This is a genomic window from Enterobacter cloacae complex sp. ECNIH7 (assembly GCF_002208095.1).
Classification (GTDB): domain Bacteria; phylum Pseudomonadota; class Gammaproteobacteria; order Enterobacterales; family Enterobacteriaceae; genus Enterobacter; species Enterobacter cloacae_M.
In genome coordinates this window covers 937773-962112 of sequence record NZ_CP017990.1, presented here as the reverse complement: position 1 = coordinate 962112, position 24340 = coordinate 937773, and the positions used below count along the sequence as shown (strand labels likewise).

Annotated in this window: 21 protein-coding genes, 3 tRNA genes and 3 rRNA genes; 9 read left to right on the top strand and 18 right to left on the bottom strand. The window is 54.0% G+C overall.

All coding sequences use genetic code 11. From position 1 onward, the window contains the following. Window positions 1-52: 52 nt before the first annotated feature. The 3 genes from WM95_RS04600 to WM95_RS04590 all read right to left on the bottom strand — a co-directional run bounded on the left by WM95_RS04600 (window position 53) and on the right by WM95_RS04590 (window position 3014). Window positions 53-826, bottom strand: a complete 774-nt coding sequence (locus tag WM95_RS04600) for a class I SAM-dependent methyltransferase (protein ID WP_045400514.1) — start codon at window positions 824-826, stop codon at window positions 53-55. A 75-nt stretch (window positions 827-901) separates the two neighbouring features. After that, window positions 902-1702 (bottom strand): endonuclease/exonuclease/phosphatase family protein, encoded by an 801-nt coding sequence (locus WM95_RS04595; protein ID WP_063409751.1) that lies wholly within the window; start codon window positions 1700-1702, stop codon window positions 902-904. Window positions 1703-1838: 136 nt separating this feature from the next. Next, on the bottom strand, window positions 1839-3014 hold the full coding sequence (locus tag WM95_RS04590; RefSeq protein WP_063409749.1) for an MFS transporter: 1176 nt from the start codon (window positions 3012-3014) through the stop codon (window positions 1839-1841). A gap of 104 nt (window positions 3015-3118) precedes the next feature. Between WM95_RS04590 and yafC the strand changes: the two genes are divergently transcribed. After that, window positions 3119-4024, top strand: a complete 906-nt coding sequence (gene yafC, locus WM95_RS04585; protein WP_029739684.1) for a DNA-binding transcriptional regulator YafC — start codon at window positions 3119-3121, stop codon at window positions 4022-4024. A gap of 29 nt (window positions 4025-4053) precedes the next feature. Here yafC and dkgB read toward each other — a convergent pair whose 3' ends face one another. From dkgB to gmhB, 8 genes are all read right to left on the bottom strand, one after another. Continuing rightward, the gene (dkgB, locus tag WM95_RS04580) at window positions 4054-4857 is read right to left on the bottom strand and encodes a 2,5-didehydrogluconate reductase DkgB (RefSeq protein WP_063409750.1); all 804 of its coding nucleotides are present in this window, start codon (window positions 4855-4857) and stop codon (window positions 4054-4056) included. Between the two features lie 160 nt (window positions 4858-5017). Further along, window positions 5018-5094 (bottom strand) — tRNA-Asp (locus WM95_RS04575). 55 nt (window positions 5095-5149) lie between these two features. Then, a 5S ribosomal RNA gene (rrf, locus tag WM95_RS04570) occupies window positions 5150-5265 on the bottom strand. Window positions 5266-5338: 73 nt separating this feature from the next. After that, window positions 5339-8243 (bottom strand): 23S ribosomal RNA (locus WM95_RS04565). Between the two features lie 170 nt (window positions 8244-8413). Then, window positions 8414-8489: transfer RNA gene (locus WM95_RS04560), tRNA-Ala, on the bottom strand. A 42-nt stretch (window positions 8490-8531) separates the two neighbouring features. Next, window positions 8532-8608 (bottom strand) — tRNA-Ile (locus WM95_RS04555). A 69-nt stretch (window positions 8609-8677) separates the two neighbouring features. Next, window positions 8678-10217, bottom strand: a 16S ribosomal RNA gene (locus tag WM95_RS04550). The 16S, 23S and 5S rRNA genes sit together here with 3 tRNA genes alongside, the layout of an rRNA operon. 368 nt (window positions 10218-10585) lie before the next feature. Then, window positions 10586-11152, bottom strand: a complete 567-nt coding sequence (gene gmhB, locus WM95_RS04540) for a D-glycero-beta-D-manno-heptose 1,7-bisphosphate 7-phosphatase (RefSeq protein WP_029741186.1) — start codon at window positions 11150-11152, stop codon at window positions 10586-10588. Window positions 11153-11340: 188 nt separating this feature from the next. Here gmhB and metN point away from each other — a divergent pair, with 188 nt between their 5' ends. From metN to proS, 6 genes are all read left to right on the top strand, one after another. Further along, window positions 11341-12372 (top strand): methionine ABC transporter ATP-binding protein MetN, encoded by a 1032-nt coding sequence (gene metN / locus WM95_RS04535; RefSeq protein WP_023310475.1) that lies wholly within the window; start codon window positions 11341-11343, stop codon window positions 12370-12372. Next, a complete protein-coding gene (locus tag WM95_RS04530) occupies window positions 12365-13018 on the top strand; it encodes a methionine ABC transporter permease MetI (RefSeq protein WP_003856130.1) in 654 nt (217 codons plus the stop codon). Before metN ends, WM95_RS04530 begins: the two co-directional genes overlap by 8 nt. A gap of 40 nt (window positions 13019-13058) precedes the next feature. Then, a complete protein-coding gene (gene metQ, locus WM95_RS04525; protein WP_063409309.1) occupies window positions 13059-13874 on the top strand; it encodes a methionine ABC transporter substrate-binding lipoprotein MetQ in 816 nt (271 codons plus the stop codon). 106 nt (window positions 13875-13980) lie between these two features. Then, window positions 13981-14385: an Rcs stress response system protein RcsF gene (rcsF, locus tag WM95_RS04520; RefSeq protein WP_008501883.1), complete on the top strand. Its 405-nt coding sequence runs from the start codon at window positions 13981-13983 to the stop codon at window positions 14383-14385. Further along, window positions 14382-15089, top strand: a complete 708-nt coding sequence (gene tsaA, locus WM95_RS04515) for a tRNA (N6-threonylcarbamoyladenosine(37)-N6)-methyltransferase TrmO (RefSeq protein WP_023310474.1) — start codon at window positions 14382-14384, stop codon at window positions 15087-15089. Before rcsF ends, tsaA begins: the two co-directional genes overlap by 4 nt. 112 nt (window positions 15090-15201) lie before the next feature. Next, window positions 15202-16920 carry a proline--tRNA ligase gene (proS, locus tag WM95_RS04510; protein ID WP_063409308.1) on the top strand — a complete coding sequence of 573 codons (1719 nt, stop codon included), beginning with the start codon at window positions 15202-15204 and terminating at the stop codon, window positions 16918-16920. Window positions 16921-16967: 47 nt separating this feature from the next. Here the strand turns inward: proS and nlpE are convergent, their stop codons facing one another. From nlpE to WM95_RS04495, 3 genes are read right to left on the bottom strand one after another with little or no spacing between them, the layout of a single operon-like run. Then, window positions 16968-17666 carry an envelope stress response activation lipoprotein NlpE gene (gene nlpE, locus WM95_RS04505; RefSeq protein WP_032660574.1) on the bottom strand — a complete coding sequence of 233 codons (699 nt, stop codon included), beginning with the start codon at window positions 17664-17666 and terminating at the stop codon, window positions 16968-16970. Window positions 17667-17700: 34 nt separating this feature from the next. After that, on the bottom strand, window positions 17701-18123 hold the full coding sequence (gene arfB, locus WM95_RS04500) for an alternative ribosome rescue aminoacyl-tRNA hydrolase ArfB (RefSeq protein ID WP_023310471.1): 423 nt from the start codon (window positions 18121-18123) through the stop codon (window positions 17701-17703). After that, entirely contained in the window at window positions 18120-18665 is a 546-nt protein-coding gene (locus WM95_RS04495; protein WP_047742776.1) for a YaeQ family protein, read from the bottom strand. Before WM95_RS04495 ends, arfB begins: the two co-directional genes overlap by 4 nt. A 196-nt stretch (window positions 18666-18861) precedes the next feature. Between WM95_RS04495 and WM95_RS04485 the strand changes: the two genes are divergently transcribed. Both WM95_RS04485 and rof read left to right on the top strand, forming a co-directional pair. Beyond that, window positions 18862-19062, top strand: a complete 201-nt coding sequence (locus tag WM95_RS04485; protein ID WP_008501889.1) for a YaeP family protein — start codon at window positions 18862-18864, stop codon at window positions 19060-19062. Next, window positions 19049-19309, top strand: coding sequence for a Rho-binding antiterminator (gene rof, locus WM95_RS04480; protein WP_008501890.1), 261 nt, complete (start codon window positions 19049-19051; stop codon window positions 19307-19309). The genes WM95_RS04485 and rof overlap by 14 nt, the downstream gene beginning before the upstream one ends. 28 nt (window positions 19310-19337) lie before the next feature. Here rof and tilS read toward each other — a convergent pair whose 3' ends face one another. The 4 genes from tilS to accA all read right to left on the bottom strand — a co-directional run bounded on the left by tilS (window position 19338) and on the right by accA (window position 24333). Beyond that, a complete protein-coding gene (gene tilS / locus WM95_RS04475; protein WP_063409306.1) occupies window positions 19338-20627 on the bottom strand; it encodes a tRNA lysidine(34) synthetase TilS in 1290 nt (429 codons plus the stop codon). A gap of 58 nt (window positions 20628-20685) precedes the next feature. Then, entirely contained in the window at window positions 20686-21075 is a 390-nt protein-coding gene (locus WM95_RS04470) for a VOC family protein (RefSeq protein ID WP_023310468.1), read from the bottom strand. A 65-nt stretch (window positions 21076-21140) separates the two neighbouring features. Then, window positions 21141-23273 carry a lysine decarboxylase LdcC gene (locus tag WM95_RS04465; RefSeq protein WP_045401114.1) on the bottom strand — a complete coding sequence of 711 codons (2133 nt, stop codon included), beginning with the start codon at window positions 23271-23273 and terminating at the stop codon, window positions 21141-21143. Between the two features lie 100 nt (window positions 23274-23373). Then, entirely contained in the window at window positions 23374-24333 is a 960-nt protein-coding gene (gene accA, locus WM95_RS04460; protein ID WP_023310466.1) for an acetyl-CoA carboxylase carboxyl transferase subunit alpha, read from the bottom strand. Between the last annotated feature and the right edge of the window lie 7 nt (window positions 24334-24340).

The following is a 24340-nucleotide window of genomic DNA, read 5'->3' as shown; positions in this document are numbered from 1 at the left end:
TAACACGATCGAAAGATAAAAAGGCACCGATTCCCCTCGGTGCCTTTTTTGTTTATCCCGCTTTTTGCGCTTCGGCCATGATGGTATCGCTGGTAAACGATCCATCTTCCTGCAGTTCAAAGTACGCTTTTACCTCCGCAGACGCACTCTCCTGATAGAGCCTGATCGCCTGGCTTAATGCTTCCGGGGTGCGCATACGCGCGATCCAGGAGCTGAACTCCAGCGGTAAGCGGTCTGTAATCAACGCGCGCGCGATCAGCCCCGCTTCAGTGATAAGCGACAACCACTCTCCGCTGGCGTAGTTTTGCACATGCGAGGTATCGCGCAGCGCTTCTACCGTCTGCAGCCAGATATTGCGCACCGGGTGTCCGGGAGACATCACATCCATAATGATGAAGGTGCCGCCCGGCTTCAGAACACGTTTGACCTCGCGCAATGCCTGGCCGACATCGTGCCAGTGGTGCGCGGAGTAACGGCTGATAACCACCTCAAACGACTCATCATCGAACGGTAAGGATTCGGCATAGCCCTGTTGCGTATCGATGTTGTCCAGTCCCTTCGCTTTCGCCGCACCGGCAACAACGTCCAGCATCTGGCTGGATAAGTCATACGCGGTAACGTGAGCGACCTGCTGCGCAGCCGTAAAGCTGGCATGCCCTGCCCCGCAGCCTAAATCCAGCACGTGCGCCTGCGGGAACGCCGCCAGACGTTCACCGAGACGCACCAGATCGCGGCCAGAAGCATGCACGGCGCTGCTCAGATAGGCACTTGCCTGAGAACCAAACTGTTTTTCTACATTGTCATGATGGGAGCGTGTTGTTGTCATCGTACTGTCCTTTGTGAGTGAAAAATAAAGGGCAGCACCCGCGCAGGCCTGCCCCACGGCAGACCTGACACACCATTATTTATCAGGTTTGCCGGGACTGAATTCGACTAGTAGAGGGTTATGATCCGAGGCGCGCGTCACCAGAACCGAGGCATCGTGCACGCTCAAACCACGATAGAAGACAAAATCGAGAGGACGACCAAAGGCTTTTTTGCGCTGGTCATCGCTAAAACGAACTTCACGCAGCGACATTTCGCGCGCAAAGCGATACAGCGCATTCATGCGCGGACGGCTCCAGGCATTGAAATCGCCGGCCATAATGACGGGCCCGCTGTGATGGGCAATCTGATCGCCGATCGGAAGTAACTGCTTACTGTAAACATCCACGCCCAGACTGAAATTTACCGCATGGATATTCACAACCATCAGCATTCGGGTATCCGGCAGCGGATAGACCGTCACCAGCGCCGATTTTGCCAGACGCAGGATAGGTTCACGTTCGCGCAGTGGACAGCAATAGACCGGATGTGCTGCTGAAAGCGTCATCACACCTGAGGGGTGTTGCGGCAGGACAAACGCAGGCACCTGGTCGGCGGCAAGATAGTTCGTGGTGGCAAACCGTACAAGCTCAGGAGTAGTTTGCGCCTCCTGAAGCAGAACCAGGTGGGCATCTTTTCCAAAGTTCTTGAGTACCGATAACCATTCGGCACGCTGCTGCTTAAAGATATTCCACACCAGTACACGGATTTTTTCATCGCTGCTTAACGGCGTGCCGGCGGGTAATGCCTGGCTTATGCTCGCAAATGACCCCGGAGGCAAGATCCTCTCCGCGGGCATTCCGGCAACATAACGCATGGCATAGGTATTTTTTCGCACTTTTGGAAACAGCCTCTGTAACATGAACCAGCTCGGAAAACGGACTGGTTCTAATGTTATAGGGACTTTAGGTCACACTTTCAACGCAATTTCTGAGAAACCGCTTTCCAGTTTTGTAAGCAAGCGCTTACTGATGTTAACCCAGCGCGACGCGGGCGGGTTTATCAAGACGTCCGCTCAGACCAATCAACAGGAAAGCGACCAGGACAATCACCGCGCCAATCCATGGCGTCTGGGTTAATCCGAAATGTTCGACGGTTTGCCCACCAATGATGGAGCCCAGCGCGATACCAATATTAAAAGCGGCAATATTCAGGCCGGACGCCACATCCACCGCATTGGGCGTATAAAGCTCGGCTTTTTGTACAACGTAGACCTGAAGCCCGGGCACATTACCAAAGGCAAAGATCCCCATAACCAGCACGGTGACCAGCGCGGCGTAATGTACCGAAGCCGTGAACTGGAAAATCATCAGCAGAACAACCAGGGCAGCGAAGATGAATTTCAGTGCCGGTACTGCACCATGCTTATCCGCAAGCTTGCCGCCCCAGATATTGCCAATGGCAACGGAAATACCGTATCCCAGCAAAATCCAACTCACGGCATTGGGTGAGAAGCCCGCCAGGTCCTGCATCATCGGCGCCAGGAAGGTAAAGGCGGTGAATACGCCACCATAGCCCAGCGCAGTTACCGCGTAAATAATCAGCAAACGCGGATGCGTGAGCACCTTCAGCTGATCGCGCAGGCTGGCGCTTGCCCGGCCTGGAATATTCGACGGTACCAGCAGCAGGCTGGTCACCAGAGCGATGACGCCCAGCAAGGAGACGGCCAGAAACGTTTCACGCCAGCCGAAGTGTTGTCCGATAAACGTTCCCAGAGGTACGCCCGTAACGAGTGCGACGGTCAACCCACCAAACATGATCGCAATAGCTGAAGCCGCTTTCTCTTTGGGCACCAGGCTTGTTGCTATAGTGGAACCAATCGAGAAGAACACGCCGTGTGCAAGGCCGGTCAACAGACGGGCAATCACCAGCGTGGTGTAGTCCGGCGCCTGCCAGGCCAGAACGTTGCCGGCGGTGAACAGCACCATCAGCGCGACTAGCAGCTGCTTACGCGGAAAACGTCCGGTCAGGGCCGTCAGCACTGGCGCACCGACGGCGACGCCCAGGGCGTAGATTGATACCAGCAACCCCGCAGAGGGCAACGAGATCGCAAGCTGGTTAGCAATAGTGGGAACCAGGCCCACGATAACAAATTCGGTCGTGCCAATTGCAAAGGCACTGATCGTCAGGGCAAGTAGCGCCAGTGGCATAAAATACTCCGTATCATCAGGATTAAGATGACAGGCAGTATGCGCCAGTGCTTAAATAACAAAAATGGTCAAAATCTCAATAGAATTTTGCAGGTGGTGCAAAAATGAAAGCAACATCGGAAGAGCTGACAATCTTTGTCGCCGTCGTTGAAAGCGGCAGCTTTAGCCGCGCGGCCGAACAGCTGGGACAGGCTAATTCGGCCATCAGCCGTTCGGTAAAAAAACTGGAGATGAAGCTTGGAGTGAGTCTGCTCAACCGAACGACGCGGCAGCTGAGCCTGACGGAAGAAGGAGAGCGTTACTTCCGCCGCGTGCAGTCGGTATTGCAGGAGATGGCTGCAGCGGAGACGGAGATTATGGAGACCCGCAGCACGCCGCGTGGATTGCTGCGCATTGATGCGGCCACGCCGGTGGTGCTTCACTTTCTGATGCCGCTGATCAAGCCTTTCCGCGAACGCTATCCGGAGATGACGCTTTCTCTGGTCTCCTCAGAGACGTTTATCAACCTCATCGAGCGGAAAGTGGATGTGGCGATCCGGGCGGGAACCCTGACAGATTCAAGTTTGCGTGCCCGCCCTTTGTTTGCCAGCTACCGCAAAATTATCGCATCACCAGAGTATATTGCCGAACATGGTAAACCGGAGACGGTTGAAGAACTGAAGCAGCATCTGTGCCTGGGCTTTACTGAGCCGGTGTCGCTGAACACCTGGCCTGTTGCCTGTCACGATGGTCAACTTTATGAAATTACCTGCGGATTATCGTCTAACAGCGGGGAGACGCTCAAACAGCTGTGCCTGGAAGGGAACGGGATCGCCTGTTTATCAGACTATATGATTGATAAGGAGATAGCGCGGGGTGAACTGGTGGAGCTGATGGCCGACAAACGTCTGCCGGTCGAAATGCCCTTTAGCGCAGTGTATTACAGTGACAGAGCGGTAAGCACGCGCATTCGCGCCTTTATTGACTTCCTGAGTGAACATATAAAAACAGCTCCAGGAGGAGCTGTGTGAGGGTTCAGGTTACAGAGGGTGGGTCAAACTTAATCCCAGTCAGGAGCTAAACCTTCCGGGCTTACCAGGCGATCGTTACACTCCAGTGCTGCGATCGCTTTTTTATCGTCAGCATCCAGATGAAGATTCGCTGCTAACAGGTTGCTGGCCAGGTTTTCACGCTTAGTTGATGATGGGATCACTGCATAACCTTCACCCATTGCCCATGCCAGAATCACCTGCGCAGCAGTGGCGTTTTGTTTCTCTGCGATACGTCTAATCACTTCATCTTTCAGCGCTTTACCGTAGGCCAGCGTCATGTATGAGGTGATGTGGATCCCGTGCTGTTTTGCCCAGTCCACGACTTTGCGGTTTTGCAGGTATGGAGACAGCTCAATCTGGTTGGTCGCAATATTTTCTGCGCCAACAGCGGCAATGGCTTTTACCATCAGCGGAATGGTGAAGTTGGAGATCCCAATTTCGCGGGTTAGGCCCTGCTTTTTCGCTTCCAGCAGCGCCTGCATGAACTCTTCTACTGAGACGGCATCATTCGGTGATGGCCAGTGGATCAGCGTCAGATCTACGTAGTCAGTACGCAGTTTTTTCAGGCTCTCTTTCAGGCTAGGGATCAACTTATCTTTGCTGAGATTCTCAATCCAGATTTTCGTGGTGATATACAGTTCATTACGCGGCACACCACTCTCTTCGAGAGCTTGTCCAACGGCAGCTTCATTTTCATAGATCTGTGCCGTATCAACTGCACGATAACCCAGTTCGAGTGCGGTTTTAACCGATGCGATAACAACGTCGTCTTTCAGGCGGAAAGTGCCCAGACCAAATGCAGGGAGAGTCATACTATTCCTCAATCATTATGTTCGTAAACTGAGGAAGATTATCGCTGGCGTTGTTATAGAGAAAAAGAGCGCAAAACGCAGAGGATTTTTGCTAATTTCGCAATAATTAAACGACAGATAAGAAAAAAGCCCTGAGCGTGAACTCAGGGCTTTTAATAAGTGGCGGAACGGACGGGACTCGAACCCGCGACCCCCTGCGTGACAGGCAGGTATTCTAACCGACTGAACTACCGCTCCACCGAAGACTGCTGTAACCACCGGATTTATGCACCGGCTTACTACTTAATTTGATGCCTGGCAGTTCCCTACTCTCACATGGGGAGACCCCACACTACCATCGGCGCTACGGCGTTTCACTTCTGAGTTCGGCATGGGGTCAGGTGGGACCACCGCGCTAAAGCCGCCAGGCAAATTCTGTTAAATCTGTATCAGGCTGAAATTTGAATGTTCTGTCTCTTCGCCGAAACAGCTTCGGCGTTGTAAGGTTAAGCCTCACGGTTCATTAGTATCGGTTAGCTCAACGCATCGCTGCGCTTACACACCCGACCTATCAACGTCGTCGTCTTCAACGTTCCTTCAGGACCCTTAAAGGGTCAGGGAGAACTCATCTCGGGGCAAGTTTCGTGCTTAGATGCTTTCAGCACTTATCTTTTCCGCATTTAGCTACCGGGCAGTGCCATTGGCATGACAACCCGAACACCAGTGATGCGTCCACTCCGGTCCTCTCGTACTAGGAGCAGCCCCCCTCAATTCTCCAGCGCCCACGGCAGATAGGGACCGAACTGTCTCACGACGTTCTAAACCCAGCTCGCGTACCACTTTAAATGGCGAACAGCCATACCCTTGGGACCTACTTCAGCCCCAGGATGTGATGAGCCGACATCGAGGTGCCAAACACCGCCGTCGATATGAACTCTTGGGCGGTATCAGCCTGTTATCCCCGGAGTACCTTTTATCCGTTGAGCGATGGCCCTTCCATTCAGAACCACCGGATCACTATGACCTGCTTTCGCACCTGCTCGAGCCGTCACTCTCGCAGTCAAGCTAGCTTATGCCATTGCACTAACCTCCTGATGTCCGACCAGGATTAGCTAACCTTCGTGCTCCTCCGTTACTCTTTGGGAGGAGACCGCCCCAGTCAAACTACCCACCAGACACTGTCCGCAACCCGGATTACGGGTCTACGTTAGAACACCAGCCATTAAAGGGTGGTATTTCAAGGACGGCTCCACGCAGACTGGCGTCCACGCTTCAAAGCCTCCCACCTATCCTACACATCAAGGACCAGTGTTCAGTGTCAAGCTATAGTAAAGGTTCACGGGGTCTTTCCGTCTTGCCGCGGGTACACTGCATCTTCACAGCGAGTTCAATTTCACTGAGTCTCGGGTGGAGACAGCCTGGCCATCATTACGCCATTCGTGCAGGTCGGAACTTACCCGACAAGGAATTTCGCTACCTTAGGACCGTTATAGTTACGGCCGCCGTTTACCGGGGCTTCGATCAAGAGCTTCGCGTTGCCGCTAACCCCATCAATTAACCTTCCGGCACCGGGCAGGCGTCACACCGTATACGTCCACTTTCGTGTTTGCACAGTGCTGTGTTTTTAATAAACAGTTGCAGCCAGCTGGTATCTTCGACTGATTTCAGCTCCACCCGCAGGGGCTTCACCTACATATCAGCGTGCCTTCTCCCGAAGTTACGGCACCATTTTGCCTAGTTCCTTCACCCGAGTTCTCTCAAGCGCCTTGGTATTCTCTACCTGACCACCTGTGTCGGTTTGGGGTACGATTTCGTGTTACCTGATGCTTAGAGGCTTTTCCTGGAAGCAGGGCATTTGTTACTTCAGCACCGTAGTGCCTCGTCATCACACCTCAGCGTTAAAAGGTACCGGATTTACCTGGAACCTCCGCCTACATGCTTAAACCGGGACAACCGTCGCCCGGCTAACATAGCCTTCTCCGTCCCCCCTTCGCAGTAACACCAAGTACAGGAATATTAACCTGTTTCCCATCGACTACGCCTTTCGGCCTCGCCTTAGGGGTCGACTCACCCTGCCCCGATTAACGTTGGACAGGAACCCTTGGTCTTCCGGCGAGCGGGCTTTTCACCCGCTTTATCGTTACTTATGTCAGCATTCGCACTTCTGATACCTCCAGCATGCCTCACAGCACACCTTCAACGGCTTACAGAACGCTCCCCTACCCAACAACGCATACGCGTCGCTGCCGCAGCTTCGGTGCATGGTTTAGCCCCGTTACATCTTCCGCGCAGGCCGACTCGACCAGTGAGCTATTACGCTTTCTTTAAATGATGGCTGCTTCTAAGCCAACATCCTGGCTGTCTGTGCCTTCCCACATCGTTTCCCACTTAACCATGACTTTGGGACCTTAGCTGGCGGTCTGGGTTGTTTCCCTCTTCACGACGGACGTTAGCACCCGCCGTGTGTCTCCCGTGATAACATTCTTCGGTATTCGTAGTTTGCATCGGGTTGGTAAGCCGGGATGGCCCCCTAGCCGAAACAGTGCTCTACCCCCGAAGATGAGTTCACGAGGCGCTACCTAAATAGCTTTCGGGGAGAACCAGCTATCTCCCGGTTTGATTGGCCTTTCACCCCCAGCCACAAGTCATCCGCTAATTTTTCAACATTAGTCGGTTCGGTCCTCCAGTTAGTGTTACCCAACCTTCAACCTGCCCATGGCTAGATCACCGGGTTTCGGGTCTATACCCTGCAACTTAACGCCCAGTTAAGACTCGGTTTCCCTTCGGCTCCCCTATACGGTTAACCTTGCTACAGAATATAAGTCGCTGACCCATTATACAAAAGGTACGCAGTCACACCACAAGGGTGCTCCCACTGCTTGTACGTACACGGTTTCAGGTTCTTTTTCACTCCCCTCGCCGGGGTTCTTTTCGCCTTTCCCTCACGGTACTGGTTCACTATCGGTCAGTCAGGAGTATTTAGCCTTGGAGGATGGTCCCCCCATATTCAGACAGGATACCACGTGTCCCGCCCTACTCTTCGAGTTCACAACCTGTGTGCTTTCGTGTACGGGACTGTCACCCTGTACCGTGCGACTTTCCAGACGCTTCCACTAACACACAAGCTGATTCAGACTCTGGGCTGCTCCCCGTTCGCTCGCCGCTACTGGGGGAATCTCGGTTGATTTCTTTTCCTCGGGGTACTTAGATGTTTCAGTTCCCCCGGTTCGCCTCGTTAACCTATGTATTCAGTTAACGATAGTGCAACGAATTGCACTGGGTTTCCCCATTCGGACATCGCCGGGTCAAAGGTTCATATCACCTCGCCGGCGCTTTTCGCAGATTAGCACGTCCTTCATCGCCTCTGACTGCCAGGGCATCCACCGTGTACGCTTAGTCGCTTAACCTCACAACCCGAAGATGTTTCACTTCTGATTGCGAAAATTTGAGAGACTCGAACACACCATTAAGATGTGTCGTTTCAATTTTCAGCTTGATCCAGATTTTTAAAGAGCAAAACTTCGCAGTGCACCTTTTCAGGTTCACTCTGAAGTTTTCTTGGGTTCGCAGTAAAAGATGGTGGAGCTATGCGGGATCGAACCGCAGACCTCCTGCGTGCAAAGCAGGCGCTCTCCCAGCTGAGCTATAGCCCCATCGTTTATAATCTCTGTACCGCTCATCCTTTAAAAGGAGTTTGGTAGGCCTGAGTGGACTTGAACCACCGACCTCACCCTTATCAGGGGTGCGCTCTAACCACCTGAGCTACAAGCCTGCAGAGATTTTTACTGCAGTTTTTCATCAGACAATCTGTGTGAGCACTACAAAGGCAGGTTCTTTAAGGTAAGGAGGTGATCCAACCGCAGGTTCCCCTACGGTTACCTTGTTACGACTTCACCCCAGTCATGAATCACAAAGTGGTAAGCGCCCTCCCGAAGGTTAAGCTACCTACTTCTTTTGCAACCCACTCCCATGGTGTGACGGGCGGTGTGTACAAGGCCCGGGAACGTATTCACCGTAGCATTCTGATCTACGATTACTAGCGATTCCGACTTCATGGAGTCGAGTTGCAGACTCCAATCCGGACTACGACGCACTTTATGAGGTCCGCTTGCTCTCGCGAGGTCGCTTCTCTTTGTATGCGCCATTGTAGCACGTGTGTAGCCCTACTCGTAAGGGCCATGATGACTTGACGTCATCCCCACCTTCCTCCAGTTTATCACTGGCAGTCTCCTTTGAGTTCCCGGCCTAACCGCTGGCAACAAAGGATAAGGGTTGCGCTCGTTGCGGGACTTAACCCAACATTTCACAACACGAGCTGACGACAGCCATGCAGCACCTGTCTCAGAGTTCCCGAAGGCACCAAAGCATCTCTGCTAAGTTCTCTGGATGTCAAGAGTAGGTAAGGTTCTTCGCGTTGCATCGAATTAAACCACATGCTCCACCGCTTGTGCGGGCCCCCGTCAATTCATTTGAGTTTTAACCTTGCGGCCGTACTCCCCAGGCGGTCGACTTAACGCGTTAGCTCCGGAAGCCACGCCTCAAGGGCACAACCTCCAAGTCGACATCGTTTACGGCGTGGACTACCAGGGTATCTAATCCTGTTTGCTCCCCACGCTTTCGCACCTGAGCGTCAGTCTTTGTCCAGGGGGCCGCCTTCGCCACCGGTATTCCTCCAGATCTCTACGCATTTCACCGCTACACCTGGAATTCTACCCCCCTCTACAAGACTCTAGCCTGCCAGTTTCGAATGCAGTTCCCAGGTTGAGCCCGGGGATTTCACATCCGACTTGACAGACCGCCTGCGTGCGCTTTACGCCCAGTAATTCCGATTAACGCTTGCACCCTCCGTATTACCGCGGCTGCTGGCACGGAGTTAGCCGGTGCTTCTTCTGCGGGTAACGTCAATTGCTGAGGTTATTAACCTCAGCACCTTCCTCCCCGCTGAAAGTACTTTACAACCCGAAGGCCTTCTTCATACACGCGGCATGGCTGCATCAGGCTTGCGCCCATTGTGCAATATTCCCCACTGCTGCCTCCCGTAGGAGTCTGGACCGTGTCTCAGTTCCAGTGTGGCTGGTCATCCTCTCAGACCAGCTAGGGATCGTCGCCTAGGTGAGCCGTTACCCCACCTACTAGCTAATCCCATCTGGGCACATCTGATGGCAAGAGGCCCGAAGGTCCCCCTCTTTGGTCTTGCGACGTTATGCGGTATTAGCTACCGTTTCCAGTAGTTATCCCCCTCCATCAGGCAGTTTCCCAGACATTACTCACCCGTCCGCCGCTCGTCACCCGGGAGCAAGCTCCCTGTGCTACCGCTCGACTTGCATGTGTTAGGCCTGCCGCCAGCGTTCAATCTGAGCCATGATCAAACTCTTCAATTTAAGTTTGATGCTCGTGAATTAAACTTCGTAATGAATTACGCATGTTCACTCAGAGACTTGGTATTCATTTATTGTCCGGAGACATTAAGAATCCATGTCACTTTGAGTGCCCACACAGATTGTCTGATAAATTGTTAAAGAGCAGTGCAACGCGGCTTTCGCTCATCGTTGCGAGGTGGCGTATATTACGCTTTCCTCTTTCAGAGTCAACCCGTTATTTCAGGATTTTTTCTCTTCAACCGACCGGGCTGTTTGTGAAGTGATTCACATCCGCCGTGTCGATGGAGGCGCATTATAGGGGGCCGCCGAGGAATGACAAGCGGAAAAATGCATTTTTATTTCAACCGCTCACCTTTTCACCAAAAAGGCTATTTTTGGTGCTTTTTAATCTCTTTTGGCAGGTCGGCCAGGCTATTAATTACCCAATCCGCTGCATTTTCTGCTTCTGGCGTCACTGGCTTGCCGGTGCGTACTAATATTTTGGTTCCTACACCCGCTGCCGCTGCTGCCTGCATATCTTCCAGTTTATCGCCCACCATATAAGAAGCAGACATATCAATGTGCAGGAACTCCTGTGCAGAGATGAACATCCCCGGATGCGGCTTACGGCAGTCACAGGTCTGGCGATACGCTTCTACCGTTCCCTGCGGGTGGTGCGGACAATAGTAGATGCCGTCGAGATCCACGCCTCGGTCGGCCAGCGACCAGTCCATCCATTCCGTCAGCGTTTCGAACTGCGCTTCGGTGAATTTACCGCGTGCAATACCGGACTGGTTCGTTACCACCACCAGCGCATAGCCCATCTCTTTCAGCTGGCGCATGGCATCTATTACGCCCTCGATAAACTCGAACTCATCAATCTCATGGACATAACCGTGATCCACATTAATAGTGCCGTCACGATCGAGAAAAATTGCGGGTACTGATTTTGCCACCGGTTTGCTCCTGAAAAAGGCATGTTCGACTAGTATCTCATGAATCGCAGCGCAATAAAGTGCTCATCGTACAGAGTTGGATTGATTTAGACGTCTGGATGCCTTAACATCCGTTTTGTTTACGGTCATCACCCGTATCTGGCAGAAGAAAATGCCACGGCTAACTTACATACGATAAAAATAATCTAATGATTAAACTTTCCAATATCACCAAAGTGTTCCAGCAGGGGAACCGAACCATTCAGGCACTGAACAACGTCAGCCTGCATGTTCCTGCTGGTCAAATTTATGGCGTCATTGGCGCATCGGGTGCAGGTAAAAGCACGCTGATTCGTTGTGTTAACCTGCTTGAGCGCCCAACCCAGGGCAGCGTAGAAGTTGGCGGCCAGGAACTTACCGCCCTCTCAGAGAAAGAACTCACCAAAGCGCGTCGTCAGATTGGCATGATCTTCCAGCACTTTAACCTGCTGGCTTCCCGCACCGTGTTCGGCAACGTTGCCCTGCCGCTTGAGCTGGATAACACGCCGAAAGAAGAAGTGAAGCGTCGCGTTACCGAGCTGCTCGACCTCGTGGGTCTGGGCGACAAACATGATAGCTACCCGGCAAATCTGTCCGGTGGGCAAAAACAGCGTGTGGCCATTGCCCGCGCGCTGGCAAGCAACCCTAAGGTACTTCTGTGTGATGAAGCCACCAGCGCACTGGATCCGGCAACCACGCGTTCGATTCTGGAACTGCTGAAAGACATTAACCGTCGCCTGGGCCTGACGATCCTCCTTATTACACATGAGATGGACGTGGTGAAACGCATCTGCGACTGCGTGGCGGTCATCAGCAACGGTGAACTGATCGAGCAGGACACGGTAAGTGAAGTGTTTTCGCATCCGAAGACGCCTCTGGCACAGCAGTTCATCCAGTCCACGCTACATCTGGATATTCCGGAAGATTATCTGGAGCGTTTGAAAACCGAACCCGCAGCAGACAGCGTCCCGATGCTGCGCATGGAGTTCACCGGTCAGTCCGTTGACGCTCCCCTGCTTTCCGAAACCGCGCGTCGCTTTAACGTGAACAACAACATCATCAGCGCGCAGATGGATTACGCCGGCGGCGTGAAGTTCGGCATCATGCTGACAGAAATGCACGGCACACAAGAAGAAACCCAGGCCGCGATTGCCTGGCTGCAAGAACACCATGTAAAAGTAGAGGTACTGGGTTATGTCTGAGCCGATGATGTGGCTGCTGGTTCGCGGCGTTTGGGAAACGCTGGCAATGACCTTTGTCTCTGGCTTCTTTGGTTTTGTGATTGGCCTGCCGGTCGGCGTATTGCTGTACGTGACGCGTCCGGGGCAAATCATTGAGAACGCGAAACTGTACCGTACGCTCTCCGCGCTGGTGAATATCTTCCGTTCTATCCCGTTCATTATTCTGCTGGTGTGGATGATTCCATTTACCCGCGTGATCGTCGGAACGTCTATCGGCCTGCAGGCAGCTATCGTTCCGCTGACCGTTGGCGCTGCGCCGTTTATTGCCCGTATGGTGGAAAACGCCCTGCTGGAGATCCCAACCGGTTTGATCGAAGCATCACGCGCGATGGGCGCAACGCCGATGCAGATCGTCCGCAAGGTTCTGCTGCCTGAGGCGCTGCCTGGGCTAGTGAATGCGGCAACTATTACGCTTATCACCCTGGTCGGTTATTCCGCGATGGGCGGTGCCGTTGGTGCCGGCGGTTTAGGTCAAATTGGTTACCAGTACGGCTATATTGGATATAACGCTACCGTGATGAATACCGTTCTGGTATTGCTGGTTGTTCTGGTTTACTTAATCCAGTTCTCTGGCGATCGCATCGTCCGGGCTGTTACGCATAAATAACGTTACACACAACACAAACTCTACGAGTTAAGGATAAAACATGGCGTTTAAATTAAAGACCTTCGCAGCAGTAGGCGCGCTGATCGGCTCTCTGGCACTGGTGGGTTGCGGTCAGGACGAAAAGGATCCAAACCACATTAAAGTGGGCGTTATCGTGGGTGCAGAACAGCAGGTTGCTGAAGTTGCTCAGAAAGTGGCAAAAGAGAAGTATGGCCTGGACGTGGAGCTGGTGACCTTCAACGATTACGTTCTGCCGAACGAAGCGCTGAGCAAAGGCGATATCGACGCGAACGCCTTCCAGCATAAGCCATACCTGGACCAGCAGATCAAAGATCGTGGCTATAAACTGATGGGTGTGGGTAACACCTTCGTTTATCCGATTGCCGGTTACTCTAAGAAAATTAAATCACTGGACGAACTGCAGCCAGGCTCTCAGGTTGCCGTGCCTAACGACCCGACTAACCTTGGTCGTTCCCTGCTGCTGCTGCAGAAAGTGGGCCTGATCAAACTGAAAGACGGTGTTGGCCTGCTGCCAACCGTTCTGGACGTCACCGAAAACCCGAAAAATCTGAAAATTGTTGAACTGGAAGCACCGCAGCTGCCACGTTCCCTGGACGATGCGCAGATTGCCCTGGCCGTTATCAACACCACGTACGCCAGCCAGATTGGCCTGACGCCAGCCAAAGACGGTATCTTCGTTGAAGATAAAGACTCCCCGTACGTTAACCTGATCGTGACTCGCGAAGACAACAAGGACGCGGAAAACGTGAAGAAATTCGTTCAGGCCTATCAGTCAGATGAAGTTTACCAGGAAGCCAACAAAGTGTTTAACGGCGGCGCTGTTAAAGGCTGGTAATCTCACCTCAGTGTAATATCATCAGGACGGGCTTATGCCCGTCTTGTCATTTGTGCAGTCAACTGATTCAATATCTGACGTTTTGATTATCCATTGAGGAAATATTATGCGTGCTTTACCGATCTGTCTTTTAGCACTCATGCTGAGCGGCTGTTCTATGCTAAGCAGATCTCCCGTTGAACCTGTTCAAAGCACGGCAACCCCGCCAAAGACCGAGCCTGCGAAACCGAAAGTGGTTCGCCCTGCGCCGGTTCGTATTATCACGAAAGCGGACGAACTCGTCGGTAAACCGTTCCGTGAACTGGGCGAAGTGAGCGGCGAATCCTGTCAGGCGACCAATCAGGACTCACCACCGAATATTCCGACAGCGCGTAAACGTATGCAGATTAATGCCGCAAAAATGAAAGCCAACGCGGTTCTGCTGCACAGCTGCGAAGTCACCAGCGGCACGCCGGGCTGCTATCGTCAGGCGGTTTGCATCGGTTCTGCGCTGAACATCACGGCGAAATGAGTGCATTTCAGTTCGAGCAGATAGGCGTTATCCACTCTCCTTATAAAGAGAAGTTCGCCGTCCCCCGCCAGCCCGGTCTGGTCACCAGCGGAAGCGGTGAGCTACACCTGATTGCGCCTTACAATCAGGCCGATGCGGTACGCGGGCTCGAGGCTTTCAGCCATTTATGGGTGGTGTTCGTGTTTCACCAGACGATGGAAGGCGGCTGGCGTCCTACCGTGCGTCCTCCTCGTCTTGGCGGAAATGCGAGAATGGGCGTGTTTGCGACTCGCTCGACCTTTCGCCCAAACCCGGTTGGAATGTCGCTGGTTGAACTGAAAGGCATACGCTGCCAGAAAGATCGGGTGATCCTGGAGTTAGGTAGCCTGGACCTGGTAGACGGCACGCCGGTTATCGACATCAAACCCTATTTGCCCTTCGCCGAAGCGCTCCCGGACGCGCGTGCAAGCTATGCTCAGGACGCGCCGCAGGCGGACATGCCTGTTTATTTTACGCCAGAGATAACCGCGCAGCTCGGTCAGCTGGAGAAACGCTATCCTCGCTTACGGGATTTCATCACTGAAGTTCTGGCACAGGACCCGCGTCCGGCCTACCGTAAAGAAGAGGAAGAAGGAAAAACGTACGCCGTCTGGCTGCTTGATTTCAACGTTCGCTGGCGCGTCACCGGGGCAGGTTTTGAAGTGTTTGCCCTTGAACCCAGGTAATTTTGTTCTCCTCTCTTTTGGCATCTTTGCCACACTGGTAAACTAAACCACTTTTTTTGTGTCAGGCTGGTATTTCAGCCTGTTCCAATCGTCGAAATGGAACCGTAACAACATGCGTACTAGCCAATATCTGCTCTCCACTCTGAAGGAGACGCCTGCCGACGCCGAAGTGATCAGCCATCAGCTGATGCTGCGCGCCGGGATGATCCGCAAGCTGGCCTCCGGGTTATATACCTGGCTGCCGACCGGCGTGCGCGTCCTGAAAAAAGTCGAAAACATCGTGCGTGAAGAGATGAACAACGCCGGTGCTATCGAGGTGTCCATGCCTGTGGTTCAGCCCGCTGACCTGTGGCAGGAGAGCGGTCGTTGGGAGCAATATGGTCCTGAACTGCTGCGCTTTGTCGATCGCGGCGAGCGTCCTTTCGTTCTCGGCCCAACGCATGAAGAAGTCATTACCGACCTGATTCGTAACGAGCTGAGCTCTTACAAACAGCTGCCGCTGAACTTCTTCCAGATCCAGACCAAGTTCCGTGACGAAGTTCGCCCACGTTTCGGCGTCATGCGCTCTCGCGAATTCCTGATGAAAGATGCTTACTCTTTCCATACCTCTCAGGAATCACTGCAAGAGACTTACGACGCAATGTACGCGGCGTACAGCAAGATCTTCTCCCGCATGGGTCTGGATTTCCGCGCTGTGCAGGCTGATACCGGCTCCATCGGCGGTAGCGCATCCCATGAGTTCCAGGTACTGGCGCAGAGCGGTGAAGACGATGTGATCTTCTCTGACTCTTCAGACTACGCGGCGAACATCGAATTTGCAGAAGCGCTGGCGCCAAAAGAACCGCGCGGCGCGGCAACGCAAGAGATGACGCTGGTTGATACGCCAAACGCGAAAACCATCGCCGAGCTGGTTGAACAGTTCAGTCTGCCAGTCGAAAAAACCGTGAAAACCCTGCTGGTGAAATCCACCGAAGGTAGCGCTTATCCGCTGGTTGCCCTGCTGGTGCGTGGCGATCATGAGCTGAACGAAGTGAAAGCCGAGAAGCTGCCGCAGGTAGCCAGCCCGCTGACCTTCGCAACGGAAGCGGAAATCCGCGCCGTGGTGAATGCGGGTCCAGGTTCACTGGGTCCAGTCAATCTGCCGGTGCCGGTTGTTATTGACCGCACGGTTGCTGCAATGAGCGACTTCTCTGCAGGTGCGAACATCGACGGTAAACACTACTTCGGCATCAACTGGGATCGCGACGTGACGACGCCAGAAGTGGCTGACATCCGTAACGTGGTTGCAGGCGATCCAAGCCCGGACGGTCAGGGTACCCTGATGATTAAGCGCGGCATCGAAGTCGGTCACATCTTCCAGCTGGGCGATAAATACTCTCGGGCGCTGAACGCCGCTGTTCAGGGTGAAGATGGCCGCAACCAGATCCTGACCATGGGTTGCTACGGTATCGGGGTGACGCGCGTGGTGGCTGCGGCGATTGAGCAGAACTACGACGAACGAGGCATCGTCTGGCCGGACAATATTGCACCGTTCCAGGTGGCCATTCTGCCAATGAACATGCACAAGTCTTACCGCGTGCAGGAGCTGGCCGAGAAGCTGTATGCCGAGCTGCGCGCTCAGGGTATCGAAGTGCTGATGGATGACCGTAAAGAGCGTCCAGGCGTGATGTTTGCCGATATGGAACTGATCGGTATCCCGCACACCGTCGTCATCGGCGACCGTAACCTCGACAGCGATGAGATTGAATACAAATACCGTCGCAGCGGCGAAAAACAGATGATCAAGACCGGCGACATTCTTGATTACCTGGTGAAAGCCATCAAAGGCTAAACAAAAAACCCCGCTCAGGCGGGGTTTTTTAATGACTCAGCGTCAGCTTATTTACTGTTACAGTCTTTACCCGCAACAAACTTCGCGTCTTTATCTGCCACCAGCGTTTTCACCATCTCCCCGCTATCCGGGTTTGGCTCCAGCGTAAAGTGACCGTCAACCGTCAGCAATACCGGCTTGCTGTCATTGCCGCGTGCCACAGCGTAATCACGTTCAAGCTGCGCATTGTTTGCCACGCTGACCTTCCTGCCGGTTGCGCAGTCGGTAAAGATCGCCGCATCCGCCATATAGAAGTACATTCCCCGCATTGCCATCGGCGTGGCAGGCAGAGCCGCTTTTACCGGCGCAAGCGTGTAGTTGAACTGGGATTCAATCGGGTTGCCTTCGCGGTCAAGCATCTCCATCCCCTCACCTTTGGCGCGGAAAAAGGTTTTCTCACCGGTGGTGTCCGTCAGGACCAGCTTCTCGGCCGTACGCGCCCATGTTCCATAAGTTGCAAAAGAAGAAGGCTCTTTTGCGCCCTGATAGCGCTGGTTCATCACCCAGGTGCCGTCTTTTTGCAGGAACAGAGACGTTTCAATGCCTTCGCAGTCCGCGCAAGGCAATACGCCGCGCCAGCTCTGCTGCATTGGTTTTAATTCTTCCGTTTGCGTGGGTTGTAAAACCTGCGTTTCGGAGCGGTTGTTACACCCAAAAAGCGCAAAAAGCGTACTCGCTGCCAGCGCTGACCATAATACTTTTTTCACAATGAATTCCTTATGAAAAGTGTGTTCCCTTTCGTCACTCTGTCGGGCGACGAACTTTACCGCGTAGTGCTTTCACTGTGGATTTTTGGGCCTTCGAGGACAACCGACGCTCTTTCGATGCGCGGGTTGGCCGCGTTGCCCGGCGGCTTTTTTGTACCGTCGTTAACTCTTTGATGACCGCCACCAGCCTGGCTATCGCCGCTTCCCGGTTGAGCTCCTGGCTGCGGTACTCCTGGGCTTTGATCACAATCACGCCATCGCTGGTGATCAGGTGATGGCTGGCGGCAAGCAGGCTTTCTTTATAATACTCTGGCAGGCTTGAGGCCCGAATGTCAAAACGCAAATGGATAGCCGTCGACGCCTTATTGACGTGCTGCCCGCCTGCCCCCTGCGCACGGATGGCGGTGATTTCCAGCTCGTTGTCAGGGATACTGACGTTTCGGGACAAGACGATCATGACGCGGGTTGCCACGCCGTTAAATGAATTTCCAGATTATTCTGAGAATCAGAGAGCCAGATGGCGCCATCCTGAATCGTCGCCTGCAAAACCATGGTCCGGCTGGCAAATTCGCTCAGCTGCGCCAGCTGCTCATCGTCCAGATACCAGACCGTGAGATTTTTAAACTGTCCGGACTTGCTCTTGTTTTGCTGCCACCAGATCTCCGCAGCGCGCTGATTATACGCGAATAAGGCCACTTCAGCGGACTGGGTGCAGGCCTTCTTAATTCTGCGCTCGTCAGGCAGGCCGAGTTCGATCCACAAATCGATACCCAGATGATCGTTGCGCAGCCAGGCTTCAGGCTCGTCTTCTGCGCTTAACCCACGGGTAAACTGCAGACGCTCGTCGGCATACTTAATCCACGCCAACAGGCGCAGCATCATGCGCTCCTGGGTTTCGGAGGGGTGGCGTGCCAGCGTAAGCGACGCGTCAAGGAACTGGTTGCGATCCAGATCGGCCACATTGACCACTGCTTTATAAATTGTCGCTTTCAGCGCCATGAGAGAACTCCATTCGAATCAGGCGCACATTGTAGCGAAAACCGCGGCAAAAGGCTGTTACAGGGTGTTAAATACACCGCTATCAAGGCTCTGATATTGCTTAAATGAGTATGGTATAGTCACCTTGCTAAACCGAGTTTATCTTCGTAGGCTTAATGATATCTCACAGTAAGTCAGTGCGCTGGCGGGAGGGGATGTGAATAATTATTGTGAGTTAATTCGCAAACGGTATGCGGAAATCGCCAGCGGAGATCTGGGGTATGTCCCGGACGCGTTGGGCTGTGTATTGAAGGTGCTTAATGAAGTGGCCTCTGATGAGAGCCTTTCAGAGTCGGTCAGGGAAAAAGCAGCGTATGCTGCGGCGAATTTACTGGTGAGCGATTATGTCGATGAATGATACTTATCAACCCATCAATTGTGATGACTATGACAACCTCGAACTCGCCTGCCAGCATCATTTATTACTGACGCTGGAGCTAAAAGATGGCGAAGTGTTGAAGGCGAAAGCCAGCGATCTGGTTTCACGAAAGAATGTGGAATACCTGATAGTGGAAGACGCCGGTGCGACGCGTGAGCTGCGTCTGGACAAAATAGCCAGCTTCAGCCACCCGCAAATCGGCACCGTCGTGGTGAGCGAATCCTGATGACACTAACGGGCAGCCTGGCTGCCCGTTACGCTTTTTGCCACTCAAAACGGACACCCTCTTCTGACCACCCCTCTTCCGTGATGAAAACCCCTGCCGCAGCGATAAGCGTTTCACCGTAGAACAGTAGCGGCGTGGTGTCGCGCAGCCATGGCGGCACGTTACACTCCTGCCATATTTTCTTCAGCTTCCGTCCCCCGTTGCGCCCGACGATATGCAGCATGCCGCCAGCCTTAAAGCGCACGGTGACAGGTTCTCCGGGCTTCGGCAGCCGCACATGACCAGACGACAGAAGAGAAACGCGTCCTGCCTCACAGGGCAATATCAGGGGCGCGTCAGGAGAAAGCCAGTCGAGCACCACATCGGTCAGCGAGGGCATGGATTTTATCCACCAGAGCTCACCCTTATAGCGTCTAACCTCAAAACCGTTCAGGTGGACGCACGGGGAAGCATCATCCCGCGCCAGAGCGACTTCTTCCCAGATACGGCTCAGCATTGTCCTCGACGGCATCGCGGCGCGATGAAAGGCCAGCCAGCGTCGTAGCAGCGCGGCGCGACGTACCGGACTCATCGCTTTCATCGGTGCGATCGCCAGCGCCCCGTCGGCAGAAATCAGCCCAGCCAGCTCGTCGCTCAACAGCTCATCCAGCAACAACTCCTGTTCGGCGCACAGCATGGCGCTTCTTGCCGTCGCGTCGGCGAAATGCGGCCAGCGCTCGCCCAAAAGCGGGAGGACGCGCAGGCGCAGGAAGTTACGGTCATAGCCGTCATCCTGGTTACTCTCATCTTCGATCCAGTTCAGCTGATGTTTTCGCGCCCAGGCTTCCAGTGAGGCACGCGTCTCGCCAAGCAGCGGACGCAGTAACGTTGTGCCGGCAAATTCAGAACGCGCCGGCATGGCAGAAAGTCCCGCCGGCCCGCTGCCCCGCTTAAGCGCCAGTAGAAAAGTTTCACACTGATCGTCCAGATGCTGAGCCGTGACCAGCGCTTCTCCAGCACGTAATGCCCCGGCAAACGCGGCATAGCGGGCTTTCCGCGCCTGCGCCTCGATGCCCAGCCCTTCCTCCGCAAGCGTCACTCGCTCAACGATGAGCGGGATCGCCCAGGCCGCACATAAGGCTTCGCAGTGCGCCACCCACGCCTCTGCGTGAGGACTTAATCCGTGGTGAATATGCATCGCCCGAAGCTGGACGTCAGGTTCCCGATTGCGCCAAAGCTTAAGGCGATGCAGCAACACGGTAGAATCCAGGCCACCGCTAAACCCCACCAGCAGCTGGCGGTACGGTGAAACGGCTTGTGCGATAGCGGGTAAGGTCATAGGAGATTACACATAAAAAATGCCCGAACTGAGCGGGCATTATCACACAGGACAACCATTACTGCTGATAAAGCTCCAGGGGCAGGCCGTCCGGGTCGTTGAAAAAGGTAAAACGCTTGTCGGTGAACGGATCGACGCGTATCGCTTCGCACGTCACGCCGTGCGCCTCCAGATGTTTTACCGCGCTATCCAGGTCATCGACGCTGAAGGCAAGATGACGCAGTCCACAGGCTTCCGGGCGGGACGGACGCGCAGGCGGAAAAGGAAAAGAGAACAGCTCAATCACATATTGCCCGTTTAACGCCAGGTCGCCCTTCCAGGAGTCACGCTCCTCGCGGTAGGCCTCGCTTATGAGCGTAAAGCCCAGGATGTCGCAGTAGAAGGCCTTACTTTTCGCGTAGTCGGTCGCAATGATCGCAATATGATGAACCTGTTTTAAACCCAGCATAGCTTCTCCTTTTTATGATGCCTGAACGTTACAACCGAAAACCCGCACCTGGCAAGCGGTCACCCTTATTTTAGGACTCGCACCCAGTAAACGCCGTTCTCGTCGCGCTTCGCACCGTGGATATCCGTCTCAAAACCGGGATAGTGCCGCCCAACCGAGCAGAGCATCAGCAGGAAATCGAGCACGGCCCGACTCTCTTCGGTAATCATCTCTCCCGGCATCAGGAGCGGAACGCCCGGCGGGTAAGGCAGGATCATGTTAGCCGATACGCGCCCGACCAGGTTTTCCAGCTCGACGGTTTCGACCTCCCCTTTCACCTGGCGCTGCCATGCTTTGTGCGGGGTAAACTTCATCTCCGGTAAGACATCGAACGCCTGAAGCATCAGACGCGGCAGATCGTGCTGACGGATCAGCCTGTGGATCCCCTGGGCCAGATCCTGAATGCGCATATTTCGATAGAAGTCAGGATCCTCCGCGTAGAGATCCGGCAGCATGTTTTTCACCCGCAGGTTGAGATCGTAGGCGCGCTTAAACTCCATCAGGCCGCGCAGCAACCCCATCGCCCGGGTTTTATCGATACCAATACTGAACAGGAACAGCAGGTTATAGGGGCCGGTTTTCTCCACCACTACGCCACGTTCATCAAGGAATTTCGCGACCAGCGCGGCTGGAATACCTTCATCACTCATCTTGCCCTGCTCATCCATACCCGGCGTCAGGATCGTCACTTTTACCGGGTCGAGGAACATATGGTCGCTATCGGCATCCCGGAAGCCATGCCAGTCTTCGCCGGGCGAGACGGGCCAGCATTCTGCTTCATCAATCTCTTCCGGCTGCCAGATATCAAAGAACCAGCCGTCGGCTTCATCTTTCAGTCGCTGCACCTCTTTGCGGAAATGCAGCGCGCGTTCTACCGAACGGTTGATGAGTCGTTTGCCCGGATTGCCGCGCAGCATCGCTGCGGCCGTTTCTATGGAGGCTACCAGCGGATAGCTCGGTGAGGTGGTGGTATGCATCATAAAGGCTTCGTTGAACGTGTCTTCGTCGTACTCGCCTTTGATGTGAATAAGCGAAGCCTGGGAAAACGCCGCGAGCATTTTATGGGTCGACTGCGTTTCGAAGAACACTTTACCCGGCACGCGTTCACCGCTCATGCCGCTTTTGCCGGCGTAAATAGGATGGAAATTAGTGTATGGTACCCATGCGGAATCGAAGTGGATCGACGGCACGTCCAGCGTCTGTTTGATCCAGTTCGTGTTGTACAGCAGACCGTCGTAGGTGGAGTTGGTGATCACCGCATGGACAGGCCAGCTTGCGCCAGGAATTGCCGCAACCTTACGTTCAATGGCGTCATGGGTGAACTCCCGGCGCGGAATACCGCCAAGAATACCGAGCGCGTTACGCGTGGGCGACAGCCAGAGCGGTACGACGTCGCTCATCATCAGCAGATGTGCCAGCGATTTATGGCAGTTACGGTCAATCAGCAAGGTGCTGCCAGCAGGCGCAGCGTACATCCCGACGATTTTGTTCGAGGTCGAAGTGCCGTTGGTCACCATATAGCTCTGCTCGGCGCCAAAGGTGCGGGCGATATACTCTTCGGCTTCCAGATGCGGGCCGGTGTGATCCAGCAGAGAGCCTAGTTCGGTGACTGAAATCGACACGTCCGCTTTCAGGGTGTTGCCACCGAAGAAATCATAGAACAGGCAGCCCACCGGGCTTTTTTGATAGGCCGTTCCCGCCATATGACCTGGCGTACAGAAGGTATATTTCCCCTCCTTCACGTAGGTGAAGAGCGCGCGAGTAAACGGCGGAGTGATGTTATCGAGATATTCATTCGTGTATTGCTGAATTCGGGTCGCAATGTCTTCCGCCACGCCGAGTGAATATTCAAAGAACCACAGCGCCATACGCATATCATTGGCGCTGACGTCCATGGTTGAGTGGGTATTAATAAAGGCGTACAGCGGGAGATATTCGTTCAGCCTGTTGATATCGCTGCACAGTTCAAGATCATATTCGTCCCAGTCGAAGATCACGCCGCAGATACGCGGGTTATGCTCGATGAACTTCAGCAGATCGGCGCTGTTGTGCGGCCAGATTAGCTGATACCCGCGCGACTGCAGGGCTTGCTCCAGCTCCTTAATCGGCTCATCTTTATAAAAGACGCCGTGTGGCCCCATAACGGCAATGATATTCATGGGCTTCCTCCTTAAAAAACATTAGCTAAGCATAGTCCGGCTAAACCGCAGGTATAAAAAAAGCCGCAACAGTGTGCGGCTTTTCAGATAATTGTGAAGCTTACGCGTAACCGTAGGTCATCAGACGCTGGTAACGACGGTTGAGCAGATCGTCTTTGCTCAGCACGTCCAGGTCTGCCAGGTCAGCCAGCAGCTGCGCTTTCAGGGACGCTGCCATCACTTCCGGCTTACGATGTGCACCACCCAGTGGTTCCGGGATGATGGAGTCGATCAGCTTAAGCTCTTTCAGGCGTGGCGCAATGATGCCCATTGCTTCCGCAGCCAGCGGCGCTTTGTCGGCGCTTTTCCACAGAATGGATGCGCAGCCTTCCGGAGAGATAACGGAATAGGTGCTGTACTGCAGCATATTCACTTTATCGCCCACGCCAATCGCCAGCGCACCGCCGGAACCACCCTCACCGATAACGGTACAGATGACCGGTACCTTCAGACGGGACATCTCGCGCAGGTTGCGCGCGATAGCTTCAGACTGACCGCGCTCTTCCGCGCCCACGCCAGGGTATGCACCCGGGGTGTCGATGAAGGTGATGATTGGCATGTTGAAACGCTCAGCCATCTCCATCAGACGCAGGGCTTTACGGTAGCCTTCTGGTGCTGGCATACCGAAGTTACGACGGATTTTCTCTTTGGTTTCACGACCTTTCTGATGACCAATGATCATCACCGGGCGTCCGTCCAGACGCGCGATACCGCCAACGATAGCTTTATCGTCAGCGTATGCGCGATCGCCTGCCAGTTCGTCAAATTCGTCAAACGCCAGGCGGACATAATCCAGGGTGTACGGACGCTGTGGATGGCGAGCCAGCTGGGCCACCTGCCATGCGCCGAGATCGGCAAAGATTTTGCGCGTCAGCTCTACGCTTTTCTCGCGCAGACGATGCACTTCTTCGTCGATGTTAATATCCAGTTTTTCATCCTGACGGCTTACCGCTGTCAGAGAATCGATTTTCGCTTCCAGCTCAGCAATCGGCTGTTCGAAATCAAGGAAATTCAGACTCATAGTATTC